This is a genomic window from Streptomyces sp. NPDC002446 (genome assembly GCF_053595675.1).
In genome coordinates, this window is sequence record NZ_JBSFYC010000048.1 from 25,592 (window position 1) to 45,382 (window position 19,791).

The 19,791-nt window shown below is 71.3% G+C and carries 15 protein-coding genes, 1 pseudogene and 1 riboswitch; of the genes and pseudogenes, 14 read left to right on the forward strand and 2 right to left on the reverse strand.

The window, feature by feature from the left end:
- Positions 1-119: 119 nt before the first annotated feature.
- Entirely contained in the window at positions 120-3,878 is a 3,759-nt protein-coding gene (locus tag ACWD6P_RS24795) for an nSTAND1 domain-containing NTPase (RefSeq protein WP_451446354.1), read from the reverse strand.
- 237 nt (positions 3,879-4,115) lie between these two features.
- Between ACWD6P_RS24795 and ACWD6P_RS24800 the strand changes: the two genes are divergently transcribed.
- Positions 4,116-4,484, forward strand: a complete 369-nt coding sequence (locus ACWD6P_RS24800) for a peptidoglycan-binding domain-containing protein (RefSeq protein ID WP_451446355.1) — start codon at positions 4,116-4,118, stop codon at positions 4,482-4,484.
- 193 nt (positions 4,485-4,677) lie between these two features.
- Positions 4,678-5,217 carry a hypothetical protein gene (locus ACWD6P_RS24805; RefSeq protein ID WP_451446356.1) on the forward strand — a complete coding sequence of 180 codons (540 nt, stop codon included), beginning with the start codon at positions 4,678-4,680 and terminating at the stop codon, positions 5,215-5,217.
- On the opposite strand, the gene ACWD6P_RS24810 is transcribed toward ACWD6P_RS24805, so the two are convergent.
- Positions 5,211-6,443 (reverse strand): erythromycin esterase family protein, encoded by a 1,233-nt coding sequence (locus ACWD6P_RS24810; RefSeq protein WP_451446357.1) that lies wholly within the window; start codon positions 6,441-6,443, stop codon positions 5,211-5,213. The genes ACWD6P_RS24805 and ACWD6P_RS24810 overlap by 7 nt on opposite strands.
- A 58-nt stretch (positions 6,444-6,501) precedes the next feature.
- Between ACWD6P_RS24810 and ACWD6P_RS24815 the strand changes: the two genes are divergently transcribed.
- The 12 genes and pseudogenes from ACWD6P_RS24815 (at position 6,502) to ACWD6P_RS24870 (ending at position 19,709) form a co-directional block, all read left to right on the forward strand.
- Positions 6,502-7,275: a TioE family transcriptional regulator gene (locus ACWD6P_RS24815; protein ID WP_451446358.1), complete on the forward strand. Its 774-nt coding sequence runs from the start codon at positions 6,502-6,504 to the stop codon at positions 7,273-7,275.
- A gap of 270 nt (positions 7,276-7,545) precedes the next feature.
- Complete coding sequence (locus tag ACWD6P_RS24820) at positions 7,546-8,220, forward strand: LPXTG cell wall anchor domain-containing protein (protein WP_451446359.1); 675 nt, start codon at positions 7,546-7,548, stop codon at positions 8,218-8,220.
- A gap of 402 nt (positions 8,221-8,622) precedes the next feature.
- On the forward strand, positions 8,623-9,909 hold the full coding sequence (gene aceA, locus ACWD6P_RS24825) for an isocitrate lyase (protein ID WP_451446360.1): 1,287 nt from the start codon (positions 8,623-8,625) through the stop codon (positions 9,907-9,909).
- An 87-nt stretch (positions 9,910-9,996) separates the two neighbouring features.
- Complete coding sequence (aceB, locus tag ACWD6P_RS24830; protein ID WP_451446361.1) at positions 9,997-11,598, forward strand: malate synthase A; 1,602 nt, start codon at positions 9,997-9,999, stop codon at positions 11,596-11,598.
- The gene (locus ACWD6P_RS24835; RefSeq protein WP_451446362.1) at positions 11,595-12,455 is read left to right on the forward strand and encodes a 3-hydroxybutyryl-CoA dehydrogenase; all 861 of its coding nucleotides are present in this window, start codon (positions 11,595-11,597) and stop codon (positions 12,453-12,455) included. Before aceB ends, ACWD6P_RS24835 begins: the two co-directional genes overlap by 4 nt.
- 203 nt (positions 12,456-12,658) lie before the next feature.
- Positions 12,659-13,279 carry a hypothetical protein gene (locus ACWD6P_RS24840; RefSeq protein WP_451446363.1) on the forward strand — a complete coding sequence of 207 codons (621 nt, stop codon included), beginning with the start codon at positions 12,659-12,661 and terminating at the stop codon, positions 13,277-13,279.
- 142 nt (positions 13,280-13,421) lie between these two features.
- Positions 13,422-14,057: pseudogene (locus ACWD6P_RS24845) on the forward strand (sigma-70 family RNA polymerase sigma factor); the annotation flags it as partial.
- A 101-nt stretch (positions 14,058-14,158) separates the two neighbouring features.
- Positions 14,159-14,381, forward strand: a riboswitch (cobalamin riboswitch).
- A gap of 198 nt (positions 14,382-14,579) precedes the next feature.
- Positions 14,580-15,464: a GHMP family kinase ATP-binding protein gene (locus tag ACWD6P_RS24850; protein WP_451446364.1), complete on the forward strand. Its 885-nt coding sequence runs from the start codon at positions 14,580-14,582 to the stop codon at positions 15,462-15,464.
- Positions 15,461-16,483, forward strand: a complete 1,023-nt coding sequence (locus ACWD6P_RS24855) for a cysteine synthase family protein (RefSeq protein ID WP_451446365.1) — start codon at positions 15,461-15,463, stop codon at positions 16,481-16,483. Before ACWD6P_RS24850 ends, ACWD6P_RS24855 begins: the two co-directional genes overlap by 4 nt.
- Positions 16,480-17,733, forward strand: coding sequence for an ATP-grasp domain-containing protein (locus ACWD6P_RS24860; RefSeq protein ID WP_451446366.1), 1,254 nt, complete (start codon positions 16,480-16,482; stop codon positions 17,731-17,733). Before ACWD6P_RS24855 ends, ACWD6P_RS24860 begins: the two co-directional genes overlap by 4 nt.
- Positions 17,726-18,991 (forward strand): MFS transporter, encoded by a 1,266-nt coding sequence (locus ACWD6P_RS24865; protein ID WP_451446367.1) that lies wholly within the window; start codon positions 17,726-17,728, stop codon positions 18,989-18,991. The genes ACWD6P_RS24860 and ACWD6P_RS24865 overlap by 8 nt, the downstream gene beginning before the upstream one ends.
- Entirely contained in the window at positions 18,960-19,709 is a 750-nt protein-coding gene (locus tag ACWD6P_RS24870) for a class I SAM-dependent methyltransferase (protein WP_451446368.1), read from the forward strand. The genes ACWD6P_RS24865 and ACWD6P_RS24870 overlap by 32 nt, the downstream gene beginning before the upstream one ends.
- The last annotated feature ends 82 nt before the right edge of the window (positions 19,710-19,791 follow it).

Genomic DNA, 19,791 nt, shown 5'->3' on the forward strand with positions numbered 1-19,791 from the left:
CGGCACTCCACCGTTCACCACCACCCCTGCCTGTGGTCAGGCTCGCTCCCCCGCCACTTACGGCGTGACATCAACTGCCCCATTTCTGCCTGGGAACGGAACGAACCGGGTCCCACGCATCAGCACTGCGACCGATACTCGAGCTCCGGAATGTACGTGGCCCACTCGGTGCGGCTCAGACCGCCCTGGGCGCGGTGGCACACCTCTGCCGTGACACGCTCCGGGTCGACGGGGTACGTCTGGAGGGGGACGTTCCGGCCGGCCATGAGCAGGGTGGTGCCGTCCGCGTTGAAGGCGAGGGCGCGAATCGGGTCGCCAGGGGTGGGCAGGGGGCCGCCCAGGGGACGGCTGGAGGCTGCTTCCCAGAGCCGTACGGTGCCGGACGCGTCGGCCGTTGCCAGGGTGGTGCCGTCGGGTGAGTAGGCCAGGGCGGTGACGGACGCGGCGTCGGGTCCGGCGGAGTCCGATGGGAGCACGGCGAGGCGGCGGGTGGCGTCGCGGTTCCAGACGGTGACCCGTCCGGTGGCCTCTCCGACGGCGAGGTGTTCACCGTCCCGGCTGTAGGTGATGGCGGTGGGGACTTCCAGCGTCAGGCTGCGCAGCGCCGGGCGCCCGTCGGGGAGGGGGAAGTGGGTGCTGTGGGTCGTGGCCAGGAATCGTCCGTCGGGGCGTACCGCCATCCCGCCGTGCACGAAGGACGTCCGGCTGTGGCTGGCATAGGGGTCCTCCGAGGCTCCCTGCTGCCGAAGGCGCTTGCCGTTCAACGGGTCCCAGGTGTCCAGCGCCTCCGAGCTCTCACGGTAGGCGAGCAGGGACCGGCTGTCGGCGGTGAAGGCGATCGAGTCGACCGGCGCGGCGTCGTCTTCGGTGGTGAGGTGGAACGAGGTCATGCGGGTGCGTCGCCGTAGGTCCCACAGGGTGATCGAGCTGGGGCCCACCGCCACGGCATAGTTCTCCTGAACGGCTGCGCCGTAGGCGAATCGCCGGCTGTCAGGGCTGAAGGCCATCAAGGGCACGCACTCACGAGGCGGGTCCTCACTATCGCGCGCGAAGCGGCAGTTGTACGGCGGCAGGTCGACGTCGACGGCCGCTGCGACGTCGTGCGTCGACCGCAGGGTGAAGCGGGCGGTCCGGCCGCTTCTCCTCATGAGGGCAACGGTGCTGCCGTCCGGGCTGAACACCGCCGCCGCACTGCCCTGTTGACGCCAGTCGTGTGCGAACGCGCGGCCCGCCCACAGGGTGTAGACCGCCCCCGTGTCGAACCCGGCCAGGTAGCGGATCGTGCCGGAGCGCGGATCGGCATGTACGGCGCCGACGTTCGGAGCCGACATCCGGTAGCGGAAGACGGGGCGGCCGGGGTCGGAGAGGCGCCACAGCAGGATCTCCTGGGCTACGGCGGCGACCAGGAATCCGCCGTCGGGGCTGAACGAGAACGCCTGGAGTCCGGACCAGTGGATCGCAGGAAGTTCACGCCGGGAGGCCAGGTCCCATCTCCTGGCTCCCGTGTCGTCGGCGACCACGAGGTGGCGGCCGGTCGGGTCGAAGAGCAGCTCGTCCTTGAGGGATTCCTCCGCGCGGCATGCTGCTCGCTGTGCTGCCGCGGGGAGGGCCGGAAGCCTCCGGTGTGCCCTGATGTCCCATATCTCCAGCGCCCCTGCCTCGGGGCAGAGGGCCAGCAGTCGGTCGTCGGTACTGACGGCCGATTGCCGTTGGCCGGCGTCGGGCCGCTGGAATACGGTGCGCCGCCGCTGTATGTCCCAGAGGCGGACGCTCGTGTCGTGGAGAGTGAGGAGGCGTCCGCTGGGAGTGAAGCTCCCCGTGGCCCCGTTCGTGAAGTGCCCGGTGTCGCCCTTCATGTGGATGGGTGGCCCGATGGGCCGTCCGTTCGTGACCTGCCGCAGCTCCAGCTGACCGTCCGTGCCCACCAGCATCCGCCGTCCGTCCGGCGAGAGGTCTGTGAACTCGGCCCCCTCCAGCGAGAAGGAGCCGATGCGCTCATGGGTGACCACGTCCCAGACCCGCGACGGTCCCGGGTCGCTGATGCTGACCAGCGTGCGGCCGTCACCGCTGATCAGCCGCGCTTCGTCGTCCCCTGACTCCGGGACGGAGAACGACTCCTGCTCCCGCTGCGTCGCCGCCCCCAGCAGCGCCGCCCTGGCCTCCGTCGTGGGGCTGACCCGCCAGGCGGCGACACCAAGCTTCAGCGCGGTGACGGGGTCGGTGGCGGACATGTTCTGTGCGAGCGAGGCGATCCGCCGGGATGTGGCCTCCGCATGCCGCCGCTCGCCCGCACGGTTCTGCTGCCAGGCCACCACCCCCGCGAGCAGGGACAGTACGACAAGGACGGCCAGGGAGGCCGCCAGGCCGCGACGGCGCCTGCGCTCACGGGTACGCGCGGTGCGGCCGGCGGCCAGGAACGCGGCCTCCGCCGCGGTGAGTTCGTCCGCCGCCGCGCCGGAGCCGAAGGCCTCCTCGGCCTCCGCCAGCCGGACGCCCCGGTAGAGGGAGCCGGAATCCCTGTCCAGCTCCTCCCAGCTTCGCGCGTCCTGGCGGAGCCGGTGGTGCAGGAGCAGCCGCTCGCGGTCTTCGTCGAGCCAGCCGCGTAGCCGGGGCCAGGCGGTGATCAGCGCTTCATGCGCGAGGTCGGCGGTCTCCTCGTCGAGCGTGATCAGCCGGGCCCGCGCCAGCCGTTCCAGTACCGCGCCGGTCTCGCCCGCGTCGGTGCCCGGACTCCCCAGTACGGAGCGGTCCACCGGGCACCGGGTGTCCGGGGCTCCCTGACCGGGAGTGATGAGCCGCAGCAGGATTCTCCGGGCGACGCCGCGCTGGTCCGGCGAGAGTTCGGCGTAGAGATCCTCCGCGGTCTGGGCGATCGCACCGTGCAGACCTCCGGCGGCCTCGTAGGCCCCCGTCGTCAGCGTGCGGCCACGCCGTCGGCGCCAGGTCTCCAGCAACGCGTGGGACAGCAACGGCAGGCCACCGGGTTCCTCGGCCACCTCCTCGACGAGCCGGGTCGTCAACGCCCGTTCCACGATCAGGCCCCGTGCGGCCGCGGGCTTGATGACCACGTCCCGCAGCTCTTCAGGTGTCATGGGACCGATCGGCACGCTCGCCCGGCGCAGCACCGGTACCAGCCCGGGGTGCTCCAGGCAGCTGCCGTAGAAGTCCGCCCTGATCCCCAGGACCACGCGCAGTCGGCTCTCCGGGTCGTCCGCGGTCAGCAGCCGGTCGATGAACTCGGCGCGCTCCCCGGCGTCCCGGCAGAGGGTGAAGACCTCCTCGAACTGGTCGACGACCAGCCAGGTGTCGCCGTTTCCGGGGGCGGGCGCCAGCACCTCGCGGTGGGTGCGCAGGGGGTGCTCCCCGGGGGTGAGGACACGCAGTGCCGCCGCGCGCAGGACGGGATCCTGCGCCCGCTGGAGGCGGGGGATCACACCGGCGCGCAACAGGGAGGACTTGCCGCTTCCGGAGGGGCCGACGAGGGCGGCGCATCGGTGCCCGCGCAGGACGTCGCTCACCTCGTCCACGAGCCGCTTCCGGCCGAAGAAGCGCTCGTGGTCGGCCGGTTCGAAGCGCGCCAGCCCCTGGTAGGGCGCCGGCCCGTCCTCGTCCGGCCCCGGAGCGCGCCGCTCGACGTCCTCGTGGACGGCCTCGTGCCAGCGTCGTTCCCACGCGGCGGTGTCGCCCCCGCATGCCGTCACATACGCCAGGACGAGCGGGAGCGACGGCAGTTTCTCGCCCGCCGCCGCCTGCGACAGAGCGGTGATGGAGTACTGCGCGCGCTCCGCCATCACCCGGTAGGACAGCCCGCCGGCCTCCTGCCGCAGTTTGCGCAACTCGAACGCGAAGCGCTGGACCGGTCCCTCGGCCGGATCCACCGGCTTTTCCCTGCGCCCCACCCGTTCCCCCCAGATGATCTACGGCTTCAACCTACGGACGGCCGTCCGCCGCGAACAGGGACGTCTCGGCCAACCAGCCGCCACCGGAGGCGCCGGCCGCCGCTCCCACGGAATTTTTCAGTGCTCGGAACAGGGGTGATGAAAAATCCGCGAGCCGGTGTAGTCGTCCCCGGATGCCCCGACGGGCACCCGTGACCGATCCTCAGAAGGAGAACCGTGCTTACTCGTAAGAAGCTCACCACGGCGCTCGTGTCCGGCTTCCTCGCCGCCGGAATCCTCGGCGGGGTTGCCGTGACCGCTACGGCCGTACCGGCGCAGGAGCGCGCGGCGTCGACCGTGGCCGGCAACTACTGCGGCTGGCACAACGGGACGAAGTACGCCGACCGGGGCGACCGGGGGAACCACGTCAAGGAGATCCAGTGCCTGCTCGTCAACTGGTTCCAGATCTCCGTCGGTCCCGCGAGCGTCGACGGTGACTTCGGGAAGAAGACCGAGGACGCCGTGAAGACCTTCCAGGGGCGCTACGGCCTGACCCAGGACGGCAGAGTCGGCGGCAACACCTGGGCCAAGCTCCGTCAGGGCTGATCCGTCGGGCAGCGGCCCGGTCCGCGCACACCGGCCCGGGCCGCACCCCCGACTCCCGCTTTCCGCCATGGCGTGCCCGGCGACCAGCGCTTCCGGCCATGGCGTGCCCAGCGACCAGCCCGCACACCACGGAGGTACGACCGCGATGCGCAAGCTCCTTCCCAAGCTCCTTCCCTTATTCGCAGTGGGCCTCGTGGCTCTCACCGCCTGCGGCGGCGACGGCTCAGCCCTGCAGACGCACCACGGGCCGCCGGCCCCCGCCTCCTACCCCCGGGCGGTTTCCGGGGTCAGGACCGTGAAGGTGCCCGCGCCGGTCTGCAGGAACTCCACCCTCGGGGAGCGCGTTGACTATGTGGTCACCGACGACCTCAAGGTGGTGGCCGTCGGCCCCGAGAGCGACTCCCCCGCCGGCCTTCACCTGCACGACGGGCGCCGGATGTTCTACGAGGGTGCCTGCGGCGGCGTCGCGAAGCTCGGCCTGGATGACCCCAAGGGCCTGGTGGAGTCCATCCCCGCTACGGGCACCGCATGCGCGGCAGCCGCCCACAACAGGGACTGGGACACCGACTTCGCTCTCGACGTGCGGAACCTCGCGGGGAAGACCGTGTGCGTCATCGGGGAGGACGAGGACGACGGAGCCGAGGAGCCCTATGCAGTAACCGTCCGGATCGACGCTCTACATACCAGGGATCCGCGCCTCCCTGCCCTCGAACTCCAGGTCAAGGTCTACTGAGCACGGCCGACAGACCGGCCCTGGCTCTGCGGGACGTCCTTGACGAACACGATGCCGTCGCTGTCCGCCAGGTGGGCCGGGTCGAGCGCGGAGTAGCCGAACCAGGGGGATTCGCGGGGTGTGGGCCGCGTGTCGCCGAAGGCGGTGTCCAGCCGGGGGGCGTCGACGATGTAGCGGTCTTCCGGGAGCGCGTACAGGAGTCCTTCGACGGTGTCCGGGGGCGGGGTGTCCACTCCCTGGTGCCGGATCGTGCCGAGGGCCGTGGCCAGGAAGGCGTACTCCTCGCCCAGGCGGGCGCTCACGAGCGCGCCGGCGCTCCACCACTCCAGCGGCGGCTGGTCCCACATGCGCATCGTGCTCTGCTCCCGTTGGAGATGGGCGTTGTGGGCGTGGACCAGTGCCGGGCCCCGTTCGGCGAGGGCGAGGAGGTTGGCGGCCATCATCGAATCCCGCAGCGCGCACAGCCGCGCCATGCGGCGCGGTGAGGTGTCGGCCATCCAGAAGTGGTAGCGCAGCAGGCCGGTGGCGGTGCGCCCGTACAGGCGCGCCCGGTCCCAGTCGTCTCGCGAGGTCGCGGCGATCAGGTGCGGCGTCTGCGCGTCCAGCAGCGCCACCAGATCGTCGGCGAGCAGCCGCAGTTCCTTGGCCTCGGCCGACTGCCCCACGGACTGGGCCGGGTCCCTCATCGCGGCGGGGTCGGTCCACCGGTCGTCCGCGCCGAGCAGGCGGTCGAGTGTGTCCGAGGTGCAGGGGAGCTGGTCCGCGTCCACCTGGGCCGCGAGGTAGTCGTGGAGTGCGGTGAGGGCCTGCCGGGGGCTCGCGGCGTCGGTGATCTCCAGCGGGCCGTCGAAACCGGCGAAGCGGAGCCGCTCGGGCGCCGGGCGGCCTTCGTTGTAGGCGCGCATCCAGCGCACGAGTTCGCGGTTCGCCGCGGACGCGCCCCACCCGTGACTGAATCCGTGCTCCATGGCCTCGTCGAGGGTGCCCGTGCCCGAGGTGACGTAGTCGTCCACGACCAGGCCCCTCATGCAGTCGCTCTCGATCGTGATCGTCCGATAGCCCTCCTGCTCGACGAGCTGCCGGAAGAGTTCGTTCCGCAGGTCGAGCAGCGTGTCCTCGCCGTGGGTGGGCTCGCCGAGGGCGAGCAGCCGCGGCCGGCCGGGGAGCAGCTTCATGACAGTGGCGGCTTCGACGGGATGTGCGGTGTCTTCGATGTCCGTAGCCATGCCTTCAACGGTATCGTTGAACCTTCGGTGGAAACTTTCCCGCGATATCGGCAGGATCATGGGACGAAACCTTCAAAGCGATGAACGGCTCAGGCCGATTGACCTGGCGCGCGGGCACGGTCTGTCCACGCAGGCCATCAGGAACTACGAGGAGGCCGGCATCCTTCCGGCGGCCGCTCGCACACCCCACGGCTACCGCACCTACACTCCGCTGCACGCGCGGGCTCTGGGCGCGTTCCTCGCCCTGGTGCCCGGCCACAGCCACCCGACGGCGACGTCGATCATGCGGGCCGTGAACCAGGGCGCGGTCGATGAGGCGCTCCGCCTGATCGACGAGAGCCACGCCCAGCTCCTCGACGACCGGCGGACGCTCCAGGCCGTGGAGAACGCCCTGCGCGATCTGGCGCCCACCACGGCGTCCCCACCCGACGCGGCGGTGTCCGGGCGCGACGGCGCGTTCATCGGGCCGCTGGCCGAGGAGCTCGGAATCCGGCCCGCGACGCTGCGCAAATGGGAGCGCGCCGGGCTGGTGCGCCCGGGTCGCGACCCGCTGACCGGGTACCGCGTCTACGACGAGGCCGACGTACGGGATGCCCGGCTGACCCACCAGCTCAGACGGGGCGGCTACCTGCTGGAGCAGATCGCCCCGCTGATCGCCCAGGTGCGTACGGCCGGCGGGCTGGAGCCGCTGGAGGCCGCACTGGGCGAGTGGCACGGCCGGTTGTCCGCCCGCGGTCGGGCGATGCTGACCGGGGCCGCCGAACTGGAGGCGTACCTCCGGGCGCGCGGTGACCGGGCGGTCCCCCTCCCCGAGGAGGACCGGGAAGCGTAGTTCCGGTCGGTCGAGGATGTCGTTGAGGGCGTCGTCGAGGACGTGGTTGAGGGCGGTGGCGCCGGTCGCACGCGAACCGCGTGTGGAGCACCGCCAGTTCGCGGGGGAGCCGCCGTCGCTGGTCCCCGTTCTCAATCGTTACGCAGAACGAGTGGGACGAAACTTGCCCTATGTGACATAACCGCAATCACGCGCCTTGACGGACTCATGAGGACGCAGGAAGCTGAGCCGCCCCCCACGGCAACCTCCCCTTTCACCGATGGAATGCCCATGCGCTCGCTTGTTTCCGCAGGCACGCTCACGGCCGCCGTGGCCGCGACCCTGCTGATCGCCCCTTCCGCTTACGCCACCCCCGGCGACAACGGCACCGTGAAGATCCACGACGCCAAGACCGGTGAGGAGCTCCGTAAGAACGAGCCCCACGTGTGCACCTTCTACCTCGACGCCTTCGGCTTCGACGGCGGCCAGGAAGTCGACTGGCGCATCGAGGCCTGGGCCCCGACCGCTGCCGTCAAGGGCGAGACCGTGAAGTCCGGTTCGCTGACGCTCGACACCGAGGGGCACGGCCGTACGCAGGACCTTTCCCTGCCCGACGGCCACTACAAGCTCTTCTGGAACTTCGACGGCGAGCACGGCAGGGCCAAGCACAAGGTCTTCTGGACCGACTGCGAGGACGACACCCAGCCGGGCGGCGGCAAGCCCTCGACGAGTGCCACCCCGTCCGCCCCGGCCACGGCCTCCGCCCCGGCGACCACGAGCGCCACGCCGTCCGCTTCCGCCGAGGCCGGCTCTTCCGCCTCGCCGTCACCGTCCGCCCCGGGCGGCGGCGACCTCGCCGAGACCGGCAACGGCGCGCCCATCGGCCTGCTGTCCACGGTCGCCGCCATGCTCGTCGCGGCCGGCGGCTACCTGGTCATCCGCCGCCGCAAGGCACAGCAGCACTGACGCCCCTGGGCCCCGTGCCCCCGCGCTCTCCGGCATCCGCCCGGCGAGCGCGGGGGCATTGTCGTGCCCGGATCGCAGGGATTTCGCGGATTGCTGACGTACAGCCACTCGTCGCCTTCCACTCGCCGCCTCCCACTCGCCGCCTTCGCAACCTTTGCAAAACCCCTGGGAAAGATACGCAGAATTTGGCATCCGACCACGGTTGATGACACTCGGTGCCACTGCGAGAGTCGTGCTGCGGCCCGCTGAAGCAGCAGGCAGAAGCACCGGAGCCGGGGCACGATTCATGCCCTGACGTCGTCCGGCCCCGGCCCTCCGGCCAGCCCTTGGCGGGCCGTTCATCGGGCTTCGACACCTTTGCAGATCTCCGCAGACATCGACGCGACCCCAGGAGACAGAGTCATGGCGCAGGCAGGTACGACGACGGCGACGGCTGAGCAGCTGGCGCAGCGGTGGGCCACGGACCCGCGGTGGAAGGGGATCGCGCGCACGTACAGCGCCGAGGACGTGGTGCGGCTGTCCGGCAGCGTCCGTGAGGAGCACACCCTGGCCCGCCGTGGTGCCGAGCGGCTGTGGCGGCAGCTGCACACCCAGGACTACCTCCACGCTCTCGGCGCGCTGACGGGCGGTCAGGCCGTCCAGCAGGTCAAGGCCGGTCTGCAGGCCATCTACCTCTCGGGGTGGCAGGTGGCCGCCGACGCCAATCAGGCCGGTCACACGTACCCGGACCAGAGCCTCTACCCGGCCAACTCGGTTCCGCAGGTGGTGCGCCGGATCAACAACGCACTGCTGCGTGCCGATCAGATCGCCACCGCGGAGGGGGACACCTCCGTGGACTGGCTGGCGCCGATCGTCGCCGATGCCGAAGCCGGCTTCGGCGGCCCGCTCAACGCCTTCGAGCTGACCAAGGCGATGATCGCCGCCGGCGCGGCCGGCATCCACTACGAGGACCAGCTGGCGTCGGAGAAGAAGTGCGGCCACCTGGGCGGCAAGGTGCTGGTGCCCACCGCGCAGCACATCCGCACCCTCAACGCCGCCCGGCTCGCCGCCGATATCGCCGATGTGCCCACCGTCATCGTGGCGCGTACGGACGCACTGGCCGCCAGCCTCCTCACCAGTGACGTGGACGAGCGCGACGCGCGCTTCTGCACCGGTGAGCGGACGGCCGAGGGCTTCTACCGCGTCGAGAACGGCATGGCTCCGGTCATCGCCCGCGGGCTGGCCTACGCCCCGTACGCCGATCTGATCTGGGTGGAGACCGGCACGCCCGATCTCGCTCAGGCCCGGGAGTTCGCCGAGGCGATCCACGCCGAGCACCCGGACCAGATGCTCGCCTACAACTGCTCGCCGTCCTTCAACTGGAAGGCCGCGCTGGACGACGACCAGATCGCCAAGTTCCAGCGCGAACTGGCCGCGATGGGCTACCGCTTCCAGTTCATCACGCTGGCCGGTTTCCACTCCCTCAACCACGCGATGTTCGACCTGGCGCGCGGCTACGCCGAGTCCGGCATGACGGCGTATGTCGACCTCCAGGAGCGGGAGTTCGCCGCCCAGCAGCACGGCTTCACCGCCGTCAAGCACCAGCGCGAGGTCGGCACCGGCTACTTCGACCAGGTCTCCACCGCCCTCAACCCGGCCTCCTCGACCACCGCGCTCACCGGCTCCACCGAGGAAGAGCAGTTCCACTAGGCCCCCACCGCCCCGCAGACAGGTGGGGGCCGGCCGGCTCCGCTTCGCTCCCGGCCCCCACCGCTCCTCCCCTGTCAGGAGACCCGCATGTCCACCACCGCACTGACGCATCGCGTCCAGGTCGTCGCGGCTGTTCGAGGCGAACGCGACCAGGAGATCCTCACGCCGGAGGCCCTGGACTTCGTCGGCCGTCTCGTCACCGCCTTCGCCGATCGCCGCCTGGAACTCCTCACGGAGCGCCGACGCCAAGTCGCCCGGCTCACCTCCGGCTCCCCGCTCGACTTCGCCATCGCCACCGCCGGCATCCGCGCGGACGCGTCCTGGCGGGTCGCACCGCCAGCGCCCGGACTGACCGACCGCCGTGTGGAGATCACCGGTCCGCCGGAGCGCCGGATGACCGTCAACGCCCTCAACTCGGGTGCGCAGGTGTGGATGGCCGATTTCGAGGACGCGACCTCGCCCACCTGGGACAACATCGTCCAGGGCCAGCGCAGTCTGCGCGACGCCGTCGCCCGCAGGATCGACTTCACCACGCCCGACGGCAAGGAGTACCGGCTCGGCGAGCGACACCGGCTCGCGACCATCGTCGTCCGGCCGCGCGGCTGGCACCTCACGGAGGACCACCTGCTGGTCGACGGCCGGCCCGCCCCCGCCTCCCTCGTCGACTTCGGGCTGTACTTCTTCCACTGCGCGCAGCGGCAGATCGACGCCGGGTACGGGCCGTACTTCTACCTGCCCAAGCTGGAGAACCGGTACGAGGCGCGCCTGTGGAACGACGTCTTCGTGCTGGCCCAGGAGCTGCTCGGCATACCGCGCGGCACCGTCCGCGCCACCGTGCTCATCGAGACGATCACCGCCGCCTTCGAGATGGAGGAGATCCTCTACGAACTGCGCGAGCACAGCTCCGGGCTGAACGCCGGACGGTGGGACTACCTCTTCAGCCTGATCAAGACGTTCGGCCACCGGACCGACTTCCTGCTGCCGGACCGCGCCCAGCTCACGATGACCGCCGCATTCATGCGCGCCTACACCGAACTGCTCGTGCGTACCTGCCACAAGCGCGGCGCCCACGCGATCGGCGGTATGGCCGCCCACGTCCCGAGCCGGGACACACAGGCGAACGAGGCGGCCCTGGCGAAGGTGCGCCTCGACAAGGAGCGCGAGGCCGAGGACGGCTTCGACGGCTCCTGGGTGGCCCACCCGGGCCTGGTCCCCGTGTGCCGCGACGTCTTCGACGGTGTCCTCGGCGACCGACCGCACCAGATCGAACGCACCCGTGACGATGTGGAAGTGACCGCGGCCGACCTGCTGTCGATACGCCGCATCAGCGCACCGCCCGCCCAGGAGGGCATCCGCACCAACATCGCCATCGCGCTGCGCTACGTCGCGGCCTGGCTGCGCGGCACCGGAGCCATCGCCCTGTACGGCCTGATGGAGGACGCCGCCACCGCCGAGGTCGCCCGCGCACAGATCTGGCAGTGGCTGCGGCACGGTGTCGTCGACCGGGAGACGGTGCTGCGGCTTCTCGACGACGAGACGAACGCCCTGGCCGAGGCGGATCCGGCGGCGCTCGCGGCCGAGGCCCGGGACGTCTTCGCACGCACCGCCCTCGGCCGTGAGCTGCCTGCCTTCTTCACCGCCGACGCCTACTCGCGTCACCTCGTCCAGCGCGGAACGGAGCGGTCATGAGCACGGCCATCCGGCGCGTGGGCGTCATCGGCGGCGGCCAGATGGGCGCCGGCATCGCGGAGGTGTGCGCCCGCGCCGGACTCGACACGCTCGTGTGCGAGGTGGACGGAGCGGCCGCCCGCGCCGCCCGCGAGCGGATCACCCGCTCCCTCGAACGGGCCGTCGAGCGGGGCAGGACCGACCGCACGGCCGCCGAGGAAGCCGCCGGCAGACTCGCCTACAGCGGCGGCCTCGACGACTGCGCCGACCGTCAGCTCGTCATCGAAGCCGCGACCGAGAACGCCGACGCGAAGACCGGCATCTTCACCGCTCTCGACAAGATCGTCGAGGACCAGGGGGCCATCCTCGCCACCAACACGTCCTCCCTGCCCATCATGCGCCTCGGCATGGCCACCGGCCGCGCCGACCGGGTCCTGGGCCTGCACTTCTTCAACCCCGTTCCCGTCATGCCGCTGGTCGAGATCGTCACCTCCCTGCACACCGCCGCCGACGCGGCCGCCGAAGCGGCGGCGTTCGCCCACGTCACGCTCGGCAAGACCGCGATCCGCTCCCAGGACCGCGCCGGGTTCGTCGTCAACGCCCTGCTCGTCCCCTACCTGCTGTCGGCGATCCGGATGGCGGAGTCGGGTTTCGCCACCCCCTCCGACATCGACACCGGCATGCGACTCGGCTGCGCCCACCCCATGGGCCCGCTCCGCCTCGCCGACCTGATCGGCCTGGACACCGTCACCGCCATCGCCGACTCCCTCTACGACGAGTACAAGGAGCCGCTCTACGCCCCTCCCCCACTACTCCAGCGGATGGTCGAGGCGGGGCGGCTGGGGCGGAAGTCGGGGGCGGGGTTCTACTCGTACTGACGAGTGCGGCGATGCCGCCAAGTGGCCCGGAGGGCGCGCCTCGCACGTGCCCTCCCGCCGCTCGTCCCGGAATTCCCCTTGGCGACTATGGCGTGCGTCACATGTGAGGGGTTGAGTCCGGCTCCGGCGCGTTACGTACCCACGTCTGACGACCACGAGAAGGACGCAGATCACGAGAGGGACGCACAGTTGACGAGCCTGTCATGACTCCGGGCCGAGGGTGCCGTGCAGTACGGGCTGCGATCTTCGCGGCCGCCTGCGTGCTGCTCGCGGCCCTCGGCCATCACCTCATGTCGGGAACGGCCGTCCCCTGGTGGGCCATGGCCGCCGCATTCGCCGCGACAGCCGCAGCCGCCTGGGTCCTCGCCGCCCGGGAGCGCGGCGTCCTCGTCGTCACCTCGGCGGCCGTCGCGGCACAGGCGGCGCTGCATTACGGCTTCTCGCTGGCCCAGGCACCACCCGGTGCGGCGGAGACGGCCATGCCCGTCCCGCCGGACCAGGCGCACCACGTCATCCACACCCTCGCGCACGCGAGCCACGGCACAGGTGGCATGCCTCCGTTCGGGATGCCGGCCGCCCACCTCCTGGCCGCGCTGCTGTGCGGCCTCTGGCTCGCCCACGGAGAGCAGGCCGCCTTCCGCATCCTGCGGGCCGTCGCCGGCCGGCTGGTCGCGCCGCTGCGTCTGCTGGCCCGCCTCGCCGTTCCGCCGCACCGGCCACGCATCCGCGTCCGCCGTGCCCGCCAGGTCCGCGTCCCGCGTCGGCTTCTGCTCGTGTACGCGCTCACCCTGCGGGGTCCGCCATCGGGGATCGCTGCCGTCTGACGGCTGTTCCCCGATCGCGCGCCGGCTTCTGCCGCGCGCTTCGGGCATCGGTCGCCCGTGTTCGGGCGGCCGTACCCCTCCCCCGGCACCGCCCCGGAGCGGCGCCGGATCCGGATGTCGGATCCCAGAAGGACACCACGCGATGCCCCCTGCCCTGCCCCCACGCCCCACGACCGTCCACCGGCAGCGCTCACGCCGCTCACACGATGCCGATGAACCAGTGACCCAGCTGGCGCTCGCGGCCCGCGACGGATCCCCCGACGCCGTCGATCGCTTCGTACGCGCCCTGCACCGCGACGTCTGGCGCTATGTGGCCCACCTCAGCGCCGACCCCCAGGCCGCCGACGACCTCACCCAGGAGACCTTTCTGCGCGCGCTCGGGAGCCTCCAGCACTTCAAAGGCCTTTCCTCCGCGCGCACTTGGCTGCTTTCGATTGCCCGACGCACCGTTGCGGACAGCCTCCGTCGCGCTGCCGCGCGCCCGCAGGTGTCGGGCCGAGAGGACTGGCAGTCCGCCGCCGAAGGCATCCAACCCCGCCACCTGCCCGGCTTCGAGGACGGCATAGCGCTCGCCGAACTCCTGGCCGCGATTCCGGCTGTACGCCGCGAAGCCTTCGTACTCACCCAACTCCTGGGCCTGCCCTATGCCGAAGCGGCCGCAGTCATCAACTGCCCCATCGGAACCGTCCGTTCGCGGGTGGCCCGCGCCCGGTCCACGCTGATCGAACTGCTGAGGGACGCCGAGACGCCCACCGCTCCGGACCAGAGCCTCAGCGCCCCTCGTCATCGCCACCGCACAGCCCCAAACCTCACACCGCGTCACCCGCAACAACAAGACAACGCCCGAGGCCACTCTGTTGCGGTGGGGGCGGGCGCCTCTACTCTGATGCGCGCAGTCGGTTCGCGCCCCGGGTCCGGTGGTGCGTCGTAAGAGGGAACCCGGTGGAAATCCGGGACTGTCCCGCAGCGGTGAGTGGGAACGAACGCCGTCAACGGCACTGGCCCCGTCCGGGGTCCGGGAAGCGACGGTCATTAGGTGTCGCCGGGAGGACCGGCCGATGCGCCCACGAGTCCGAAGACCTGCCACTGCGCGCGCGTGGGAAAGCACGCGGTGTTCACGGTGACCTCGAGGGCTGGGTCGGCGGTGCGGGCGGACGAAGGCGCGTACGGCGCGGCCGCCCTCTCACTCACCGGCCGTTCCTCGGGGCCGGGCGACGAGGGAGGACGTGTTCGTGACCGAGGCACACCGCGTCTGGGGCGGCCGCCGGTCCGCCCGGCCAGGGCCGTCGTACGGTGGCCGATGCTGAAGCCGGCCGGAAGGACCCCGGCACCGACCGCTTCGGGCGTCTGCCAAGGCACTCTGGGTGAGCTCTACCAAGGGCCGCTGTGGTCCGGCGCCGAGCCGGACATCGCCCTCGTGTCCTTTCCCGTGGACCGCCACTCCTGGGTGTACTTCACGCACGGCACCGAGCCACGGAATCCGCTGCCTCTCGGTAGGAAGGCGACGACGGCCGCGCACCTCTTCCTGCGGCACTTCGGGCTGACGCTGCCACCGGGGCGCTGGAGCACCCACTCGGACCTGCGGGTCGGGGTGGGCATGGCGAGTTCGACGGCGGACGTCGTGGCGACGCTGCGCTGTCTGTTCCGCGTCTTCTCCCTGCCGTACGACGCTGACGTCGTCACCGGCATTCTGTCGGCGATAGAGCGCGCCGACAGTGTCTTCCTCGACGAGTTCGCGCTCTACCTCAGCGGCCGGCACCGTGTCGTACGGGCCCTGGGCACCGGTATCGGCTTCCACACCGCCTTCGTCACGGAGCCGGGCACGGTGGACACCGCCGCGGTCACCCCGCTGCTGCTGCACCACTACCGGCGGCATGCCGCGGAGTACGAGCGGTGCCTGACCGACCTCCTCAAGGGCTTCGCCTCCGGTGACCCGGCGGCGGTGGCCCGGGCGGCGACCTTCAGCGCCGTGCTGTCCCAGGAGGTGCTGCCCAAGCACGCCTTCGAAGCCGTACTGGCTCACCGTGAGGAGTTCGGGGCGGACGGAGTCTTCGTCGCCCACACCGGCTCCCTCATCGGCTACCTCTTCTCCCGCCGGCCTGCGCCGTGTGTGAAGGACGAACTGTCCGCCCTCTTCCACTCGCTCGGCCACCAGTGCTCTTTCGCCCAAGGAGGCTACGGGTGATACACGCCCACATCGCCGACGCCCTGAAACTACCCGCCCTCGTCCGGCTGACGGACGGCATGGTCCTGCTCCGGTTCGAGTCGATGAAGATCTACTCGGCGCTCGCCGCCGTCCGGCATCTGCTGGACCGGGGCACGATCCGTCCCGGACAGACCCTGATCGACAGTTCCAGCGGCATCTACGCCTATGCCCTGGCGCTGGCCTGCCACCGTTACGACCTGCGGTGTCACATCGTGGCCTCCACCACGGTGGACGCCACGACGCTGGCCCAGCTGGAGATCTTCGGCGCCACGGTCGAGCAGGTCGAACCCTCGCAGAACCTCCGACTCGACCAGGAGTTACGGGTGCACAGGGTGCGGGAGATCCTCGCCGAGCGGCCCGGCGTCCACTGGATGCGCCAGTACCACGACGACGTGCACTATCTGGGCTACCGGGACGTCGCGGACCTCGTGGCCGCGACGGTGCCCGACCGCCCGCTGACCGTCGTCGGCGGAGTCGGGTCCGGGGCCTCAACCGGCGGGCTCGTGGAGCACCTGCGCCGCCGCGCCCCCTCCGTCCGGCTGGTGGGGGTGCAGCCGTTCGGCAGCGTCACCTTCGGCAGTCAGGACCACCACGACCCGGAGGCGATCATCGCCGGCATCGGCTCCTCCATCGTCTTCGACAACGTCCGCCATCACCTCTACGACGCCGTGCACTGGATGGACTTCGCCCACGCCATGTCCGGCACGATCGCCCTGCTGCGCGAGCACGCCGTCTTCGCCGGACTGTCCACCGGCGCCGCGTACCTGACCGCCGCCTACGAAGCGCGCCACCACCCCGACCAGCTCCATCTCGTGATCGGCGCCGACACCGGACACCGCTATGTGGAACGTGTCTACGCCCGGCACCGGGAGGCCGCGGACCCCACCGCGCTCAAACCGGTCGAGGTCGGCAGCCCCGAGGAGATGTCCATGCCCTGGTCCACGATGGCGTGGGACCGCGCGCCCTGGCCGTCGCACCCGAAGGAGGCGGCCGCATGACGGTGGTCTGTCTGGAATCACTCACCTTCGGGCTGGGCCGCCTCGTGCGCGCCGCCTACCTGCTGGGCGAACGGCTGCGGCTGCTGACCCGCGACCCGTCCTACTACGCCTACGAGTTGGCGCGTCTCCCCCCGGACGCCGTCGAGGTGGTGGAGACCGAGACCTTCGACACGGAGCGGGTGGCGGAGCTGCTCGGCCGGACCCCGGATCTGCGGGGTCTGATCAGCTCCACCGACACCTGGATGCCGGTCGGCGCGGAACTGACCGCCCGCTTCGGCCTGCCCGGCCTCGATCCGGCGGTGCTGCGGCTGACCCGCGACAAGGCCGCCGTCCGCGACCGCCTGTTCGGGGCCGGGCTGACGCGTGCCCGCGCGGCCGAGGCCGATGCGCGGGACAGCGGCGCCGCCGCGCTGCTGGTGAAGGAAGTGGGCCTGCCCTCGATCCTCAAGGACAGCGCGGGCACGGGCAGCCAGAACGTCTGGCTGGTCCGGGACGAGCGGGAGCTGGACGCGGCGCTGCGTGCGGCCGCCGGGCGGCAGTTGAAGGGCCGGCTGTTCGCCGAGCCGTACTTCTCGGGTCCCGTGTACAGCGCCGAGACCCTCACCTGGGCGGGACGGACCCGGCTGCTGGGCGTCTCCAGCCGGCTGATGTCGCCGGAGCCGCGCTTCCGGGAGGAGGTCACCGCGTTCCCCGTCGCCTTCCCGCAGGAGCGCCAGGTGGCGCTGGAGCGGTGGCTCGGCGACGTGCTCGCGGCCATCGGGTACACCGACCGTTTCGCCCACATCGAGTTCGCCCTGACCACGGCGGGTCCGGAGGTGGTGGAGATCAACCCGCGGATCGGGGGTGCGCTGGTCGGCGAGGGGCTGTGCCGGGCGCTCGGCGTCAATGTGTACGAGGCGATGGTGGAGGCCTCGCTGGGCCGCCGTCCCGGGCTGATGGACGCGGAGCTGCCCGGTGGGCCGGCCGTCGCCTTCGTCCTGGGTTATCCGCGGCAACCGGGGGTGTTCACCGGCGTCACCGGGCTCGACCGGCTGCCGGACATGCCCGGCTCCCCGGCCTGGTACCCGATCAAGCGGACCGGCGACGCCATCGAGCACCTGGACGACAGCCGCGGCTATGCGGGCATCGTCTACGCGGAGGCCGAGACGGCCGAGCTGGCCACGCATCACGCCGTGGCGGCCGCCAACGCCGTACGGGTGCTCACGGAACCCTTCCGGCGGACGGTGGCCCACCGGACCTCCCATGGGTAGGCGCCCCGCGGGCCCTCGCGCCCTGCGGACCGCGCTGTCCACACTGAGCGGTCCCTTGCGCTTCCTGCTCGTCAGCTCCTTCCTCATTCCGCTCGGCAGCTTCATGGTGCTGCCGTTCATGTCGGTGTTCCTGCACGAACGGCTCGGGATGGGGCTCGGTGCGGTCGGGGTCGTCCTCGCGTTGGCGTCCCTGGTGCAGTTCTCGGGCGGTGTCTTCGGCGGCGCGCTGGCCGAACGTGTCGGGCTGCGACGCACCATGGTGTGGGCGCTGGCCGTGCGCACGGCCGGGTTCGTGGGGTTCCTGCTGGCCCTGCGGTGGCCGCCGATGGCCGTCGCGGCGCTGATCCTCACCTGCTGCGGCGCAGCGCTGTACCTGCCGGCCAACAAGGCGTACTTGGTGCACGGCGTGGACGAGGAGCGCCGGCCCGCGTTCCTGTCGGCGGGCAATGCGGCGCTGAACGCGGGCATGGCGGTGGGCCCGCTGATCGCCGGGCCGTTCGTGCTGTCATCGCCAGGGCCGCTGTTCCTCGCCGTCACGGCGCTGTTCGCCGCGGTCACACTGGGCCATGCCCGGCTGCCCGCGACCGGCCGGGAACGATCCGGTGACGCGCATGCCTCCGGGCAGGGGCTGCTGACCGGAGTCGCCGTCCTGCCCTTCGCCGCCAACGGCCTGGCGTTCTACCTCTACTTCTACTTCCAGCACTACCTGGCGGTGTACGCCGTGGAGCGGGCCTCCAGCGAGTTCTACAGCCTTGTGCTCCTGACGTGCTTCGTCCTGGTCATCGTCGTCCAGCCGCTGGCTTCCGGCGCGATCCGGCGGATGAGCTACCCGCTCGCCCTGGCGGCGGGCTTCGCGGGGCTGGCCGCCGGTACGGCGGTCCTGGCGGCCGGCACCAGGACGGCCCTCCTGGTGGGCGGAGTGCTGATCACGCTGGGCGACATCGTGCTGTTCCTCAAGAACGACCTGGAGGCGCTGCGCCGCAGCCCGCGCTCCGACGCGGTGGTCTTCGGACAGCAGCGGCTCGCCGCGGGTCTGGGCGCCTGCGCCAGCGGCGTGCTGGGCGGGCAGCTGTACGGACTCGGTGAGCGCACCGGCGACACGGGCTGGTTCTGGCTCGTGGCCGCCGCCCAGTGCCTGCTGCTGCCACCGCTCCTCCTCACCCTGCGCGGCAGGACCGCAGTGCCTGCCGCCCACCCCGACGACACGGAAGGAACAACGAGCCGCGATGACGCGCACGGGCGGATTCCAGGACGATGACTTCTGGACCGAGTTCTACGACTTCCTCTTCTCCGAGCAGCGCTTCTCCCAAGCGGAGGAGTTGCTCGACACCTCCCCCCTGCTGGCCTTCCCGCAGGGGGCGCGGGTGCTGGACCTGTGCTGCGGGCCGGGGGTGTTCACCGTGCCGCTCGCCCGCCGGGGCTACGAGGTGACCGGTGTCGACCGCAGCCCGATCCTGCTGGACCGTGCGCGGAAGCTGTCCGCCGAGGCGGGCCGGGCGGTCAGATATGTGCAGGCCGACATGCGGGAGTACGCGAAGCCCGGGGCCTTCGACGTCGTCCTCAACATGTTCACCTCCTTCGGCTACTTCGAGGACCCTGCCGACAACGCGCGCGCACTGCGCACCATGCACACCTGCCTGGCGCCCGGCGGAACGCTCGTGCTCGACCTGGCCGGCAAGGAACAGCTGGCCCGCAAGGTCGTGCCGCCCAAGGTCGTCCAGCGCGGCGAGGACCTGCTGGTGCAGACGGACACGGCGCTGGACGACTGGGCCCGGCTGCGCAGCGACTGGGTGCTGGTCCGGGGGGACCGGGTGCTGCGGACGAGCCTGGTGTGGTTCGTCTACAGCGCCGTGGAACTGCGGGCGATGCTGCGGGAGGCGGGCTTCGAGGAGGTGGAGGTCTTCGGCGGCTTCGACGGCCGGCCGTACGACCAGGACGCCGAGCGGTTGATCCTCCGGGCCGTCCGACACGGCTGACGCCCGGCGGAGGAGAAGGCGCGGGGGCGCGCGGCAGTCCGCCGTACGCCCTTTTGCCCCTAGCTCAACGAATCGTAATATC

What these genes read in the sequence shown, in the direction of transcription:
- ACWD6P_RS24810 (WP_451446357.1), bottom strand. Translation starts at nt 6,443, where the DNA reads ATGGCTACGGACATCGAAGACACCGCACATCCCGTCGAAGCCGCCACT.
- ACWD6P_RS24815 (WP_451446358.1), top strand. Translation starts at nt 6,502, where the DNA reads ATGGGACGAAACCTTCAAAGCGATGAACGGCTCAGGCCGATTGACCTG.
- ACWD6P_RS24820 (WP_451446359.1), top strand. Translation starts at nt 7,546, where the DNA reads ATGCGCTCGCTTGTTTCCGCAGGCACGCTCACGGCCGCCGTGGCCGCG.
- aceA (WP_451446360.1), top strand. Translation starts at nt 8,623, where the DNA reads ATGGCGCAGGCAGGTACGACGACGGCGACGGCTGAGCAGCTGGCGCAG.
- aceB (WP_451446361.1), top strand. Translation starts at nt 9,997, where the DNA reads ATGTCCACCACCGCACTGACGCATCGCGTCCAGGTCGTCGCGGCTGTT.
- ACWD6P_RS24835 (WP_451446362.1), top strand. Translation starts at nt 11,595, where the DNA reads ATGAGCACGGCCATCCGGCGCGTGGGCGTCATCGGCGGCGGCCAGATG.
- ACWD6P_RS24840 (WP_451446363.1), top strand. Translation starts at nt 12,659, where the DNA reads ATGACTCCGGGCCGAGGGTGCCGTGCAGTACGGGCTGCGATCTTCGCG.
- ACWD6P_RS24850 (WP_451446364.1), top strand. Translation starts at nt 14,580, where the DNA reads ATGCTGAAGCCGGCCGGAAGGACCCCGGCACCGACCGCTTCGGGCGTC.
- ACWD6P_RS24860 (WP_451446366.1), top strand. Translation starts at nt 16,480, where the DNA reads ATGACGGTGGTCTGTCTGGAATCACTCACCTTCGGGCTGGGCCGCCTC.
- ACWD6P_RS24865 (WP_451446367.1), top strand. Translation starts at nt 17,726, where the DNA reads ATGGGTAGGCGCCCCGCGGGCCCTCGCGCCCTGCGGACCGCGCTGTCC.
- ACWD6P_RS24870 (WP_451446368.1), top strand. Translation starts at nt 18,960, where the DNA reads ATGACGCGCACGGGCGGATTCCAGGACGATGACTTCTGGACCGAGTTC.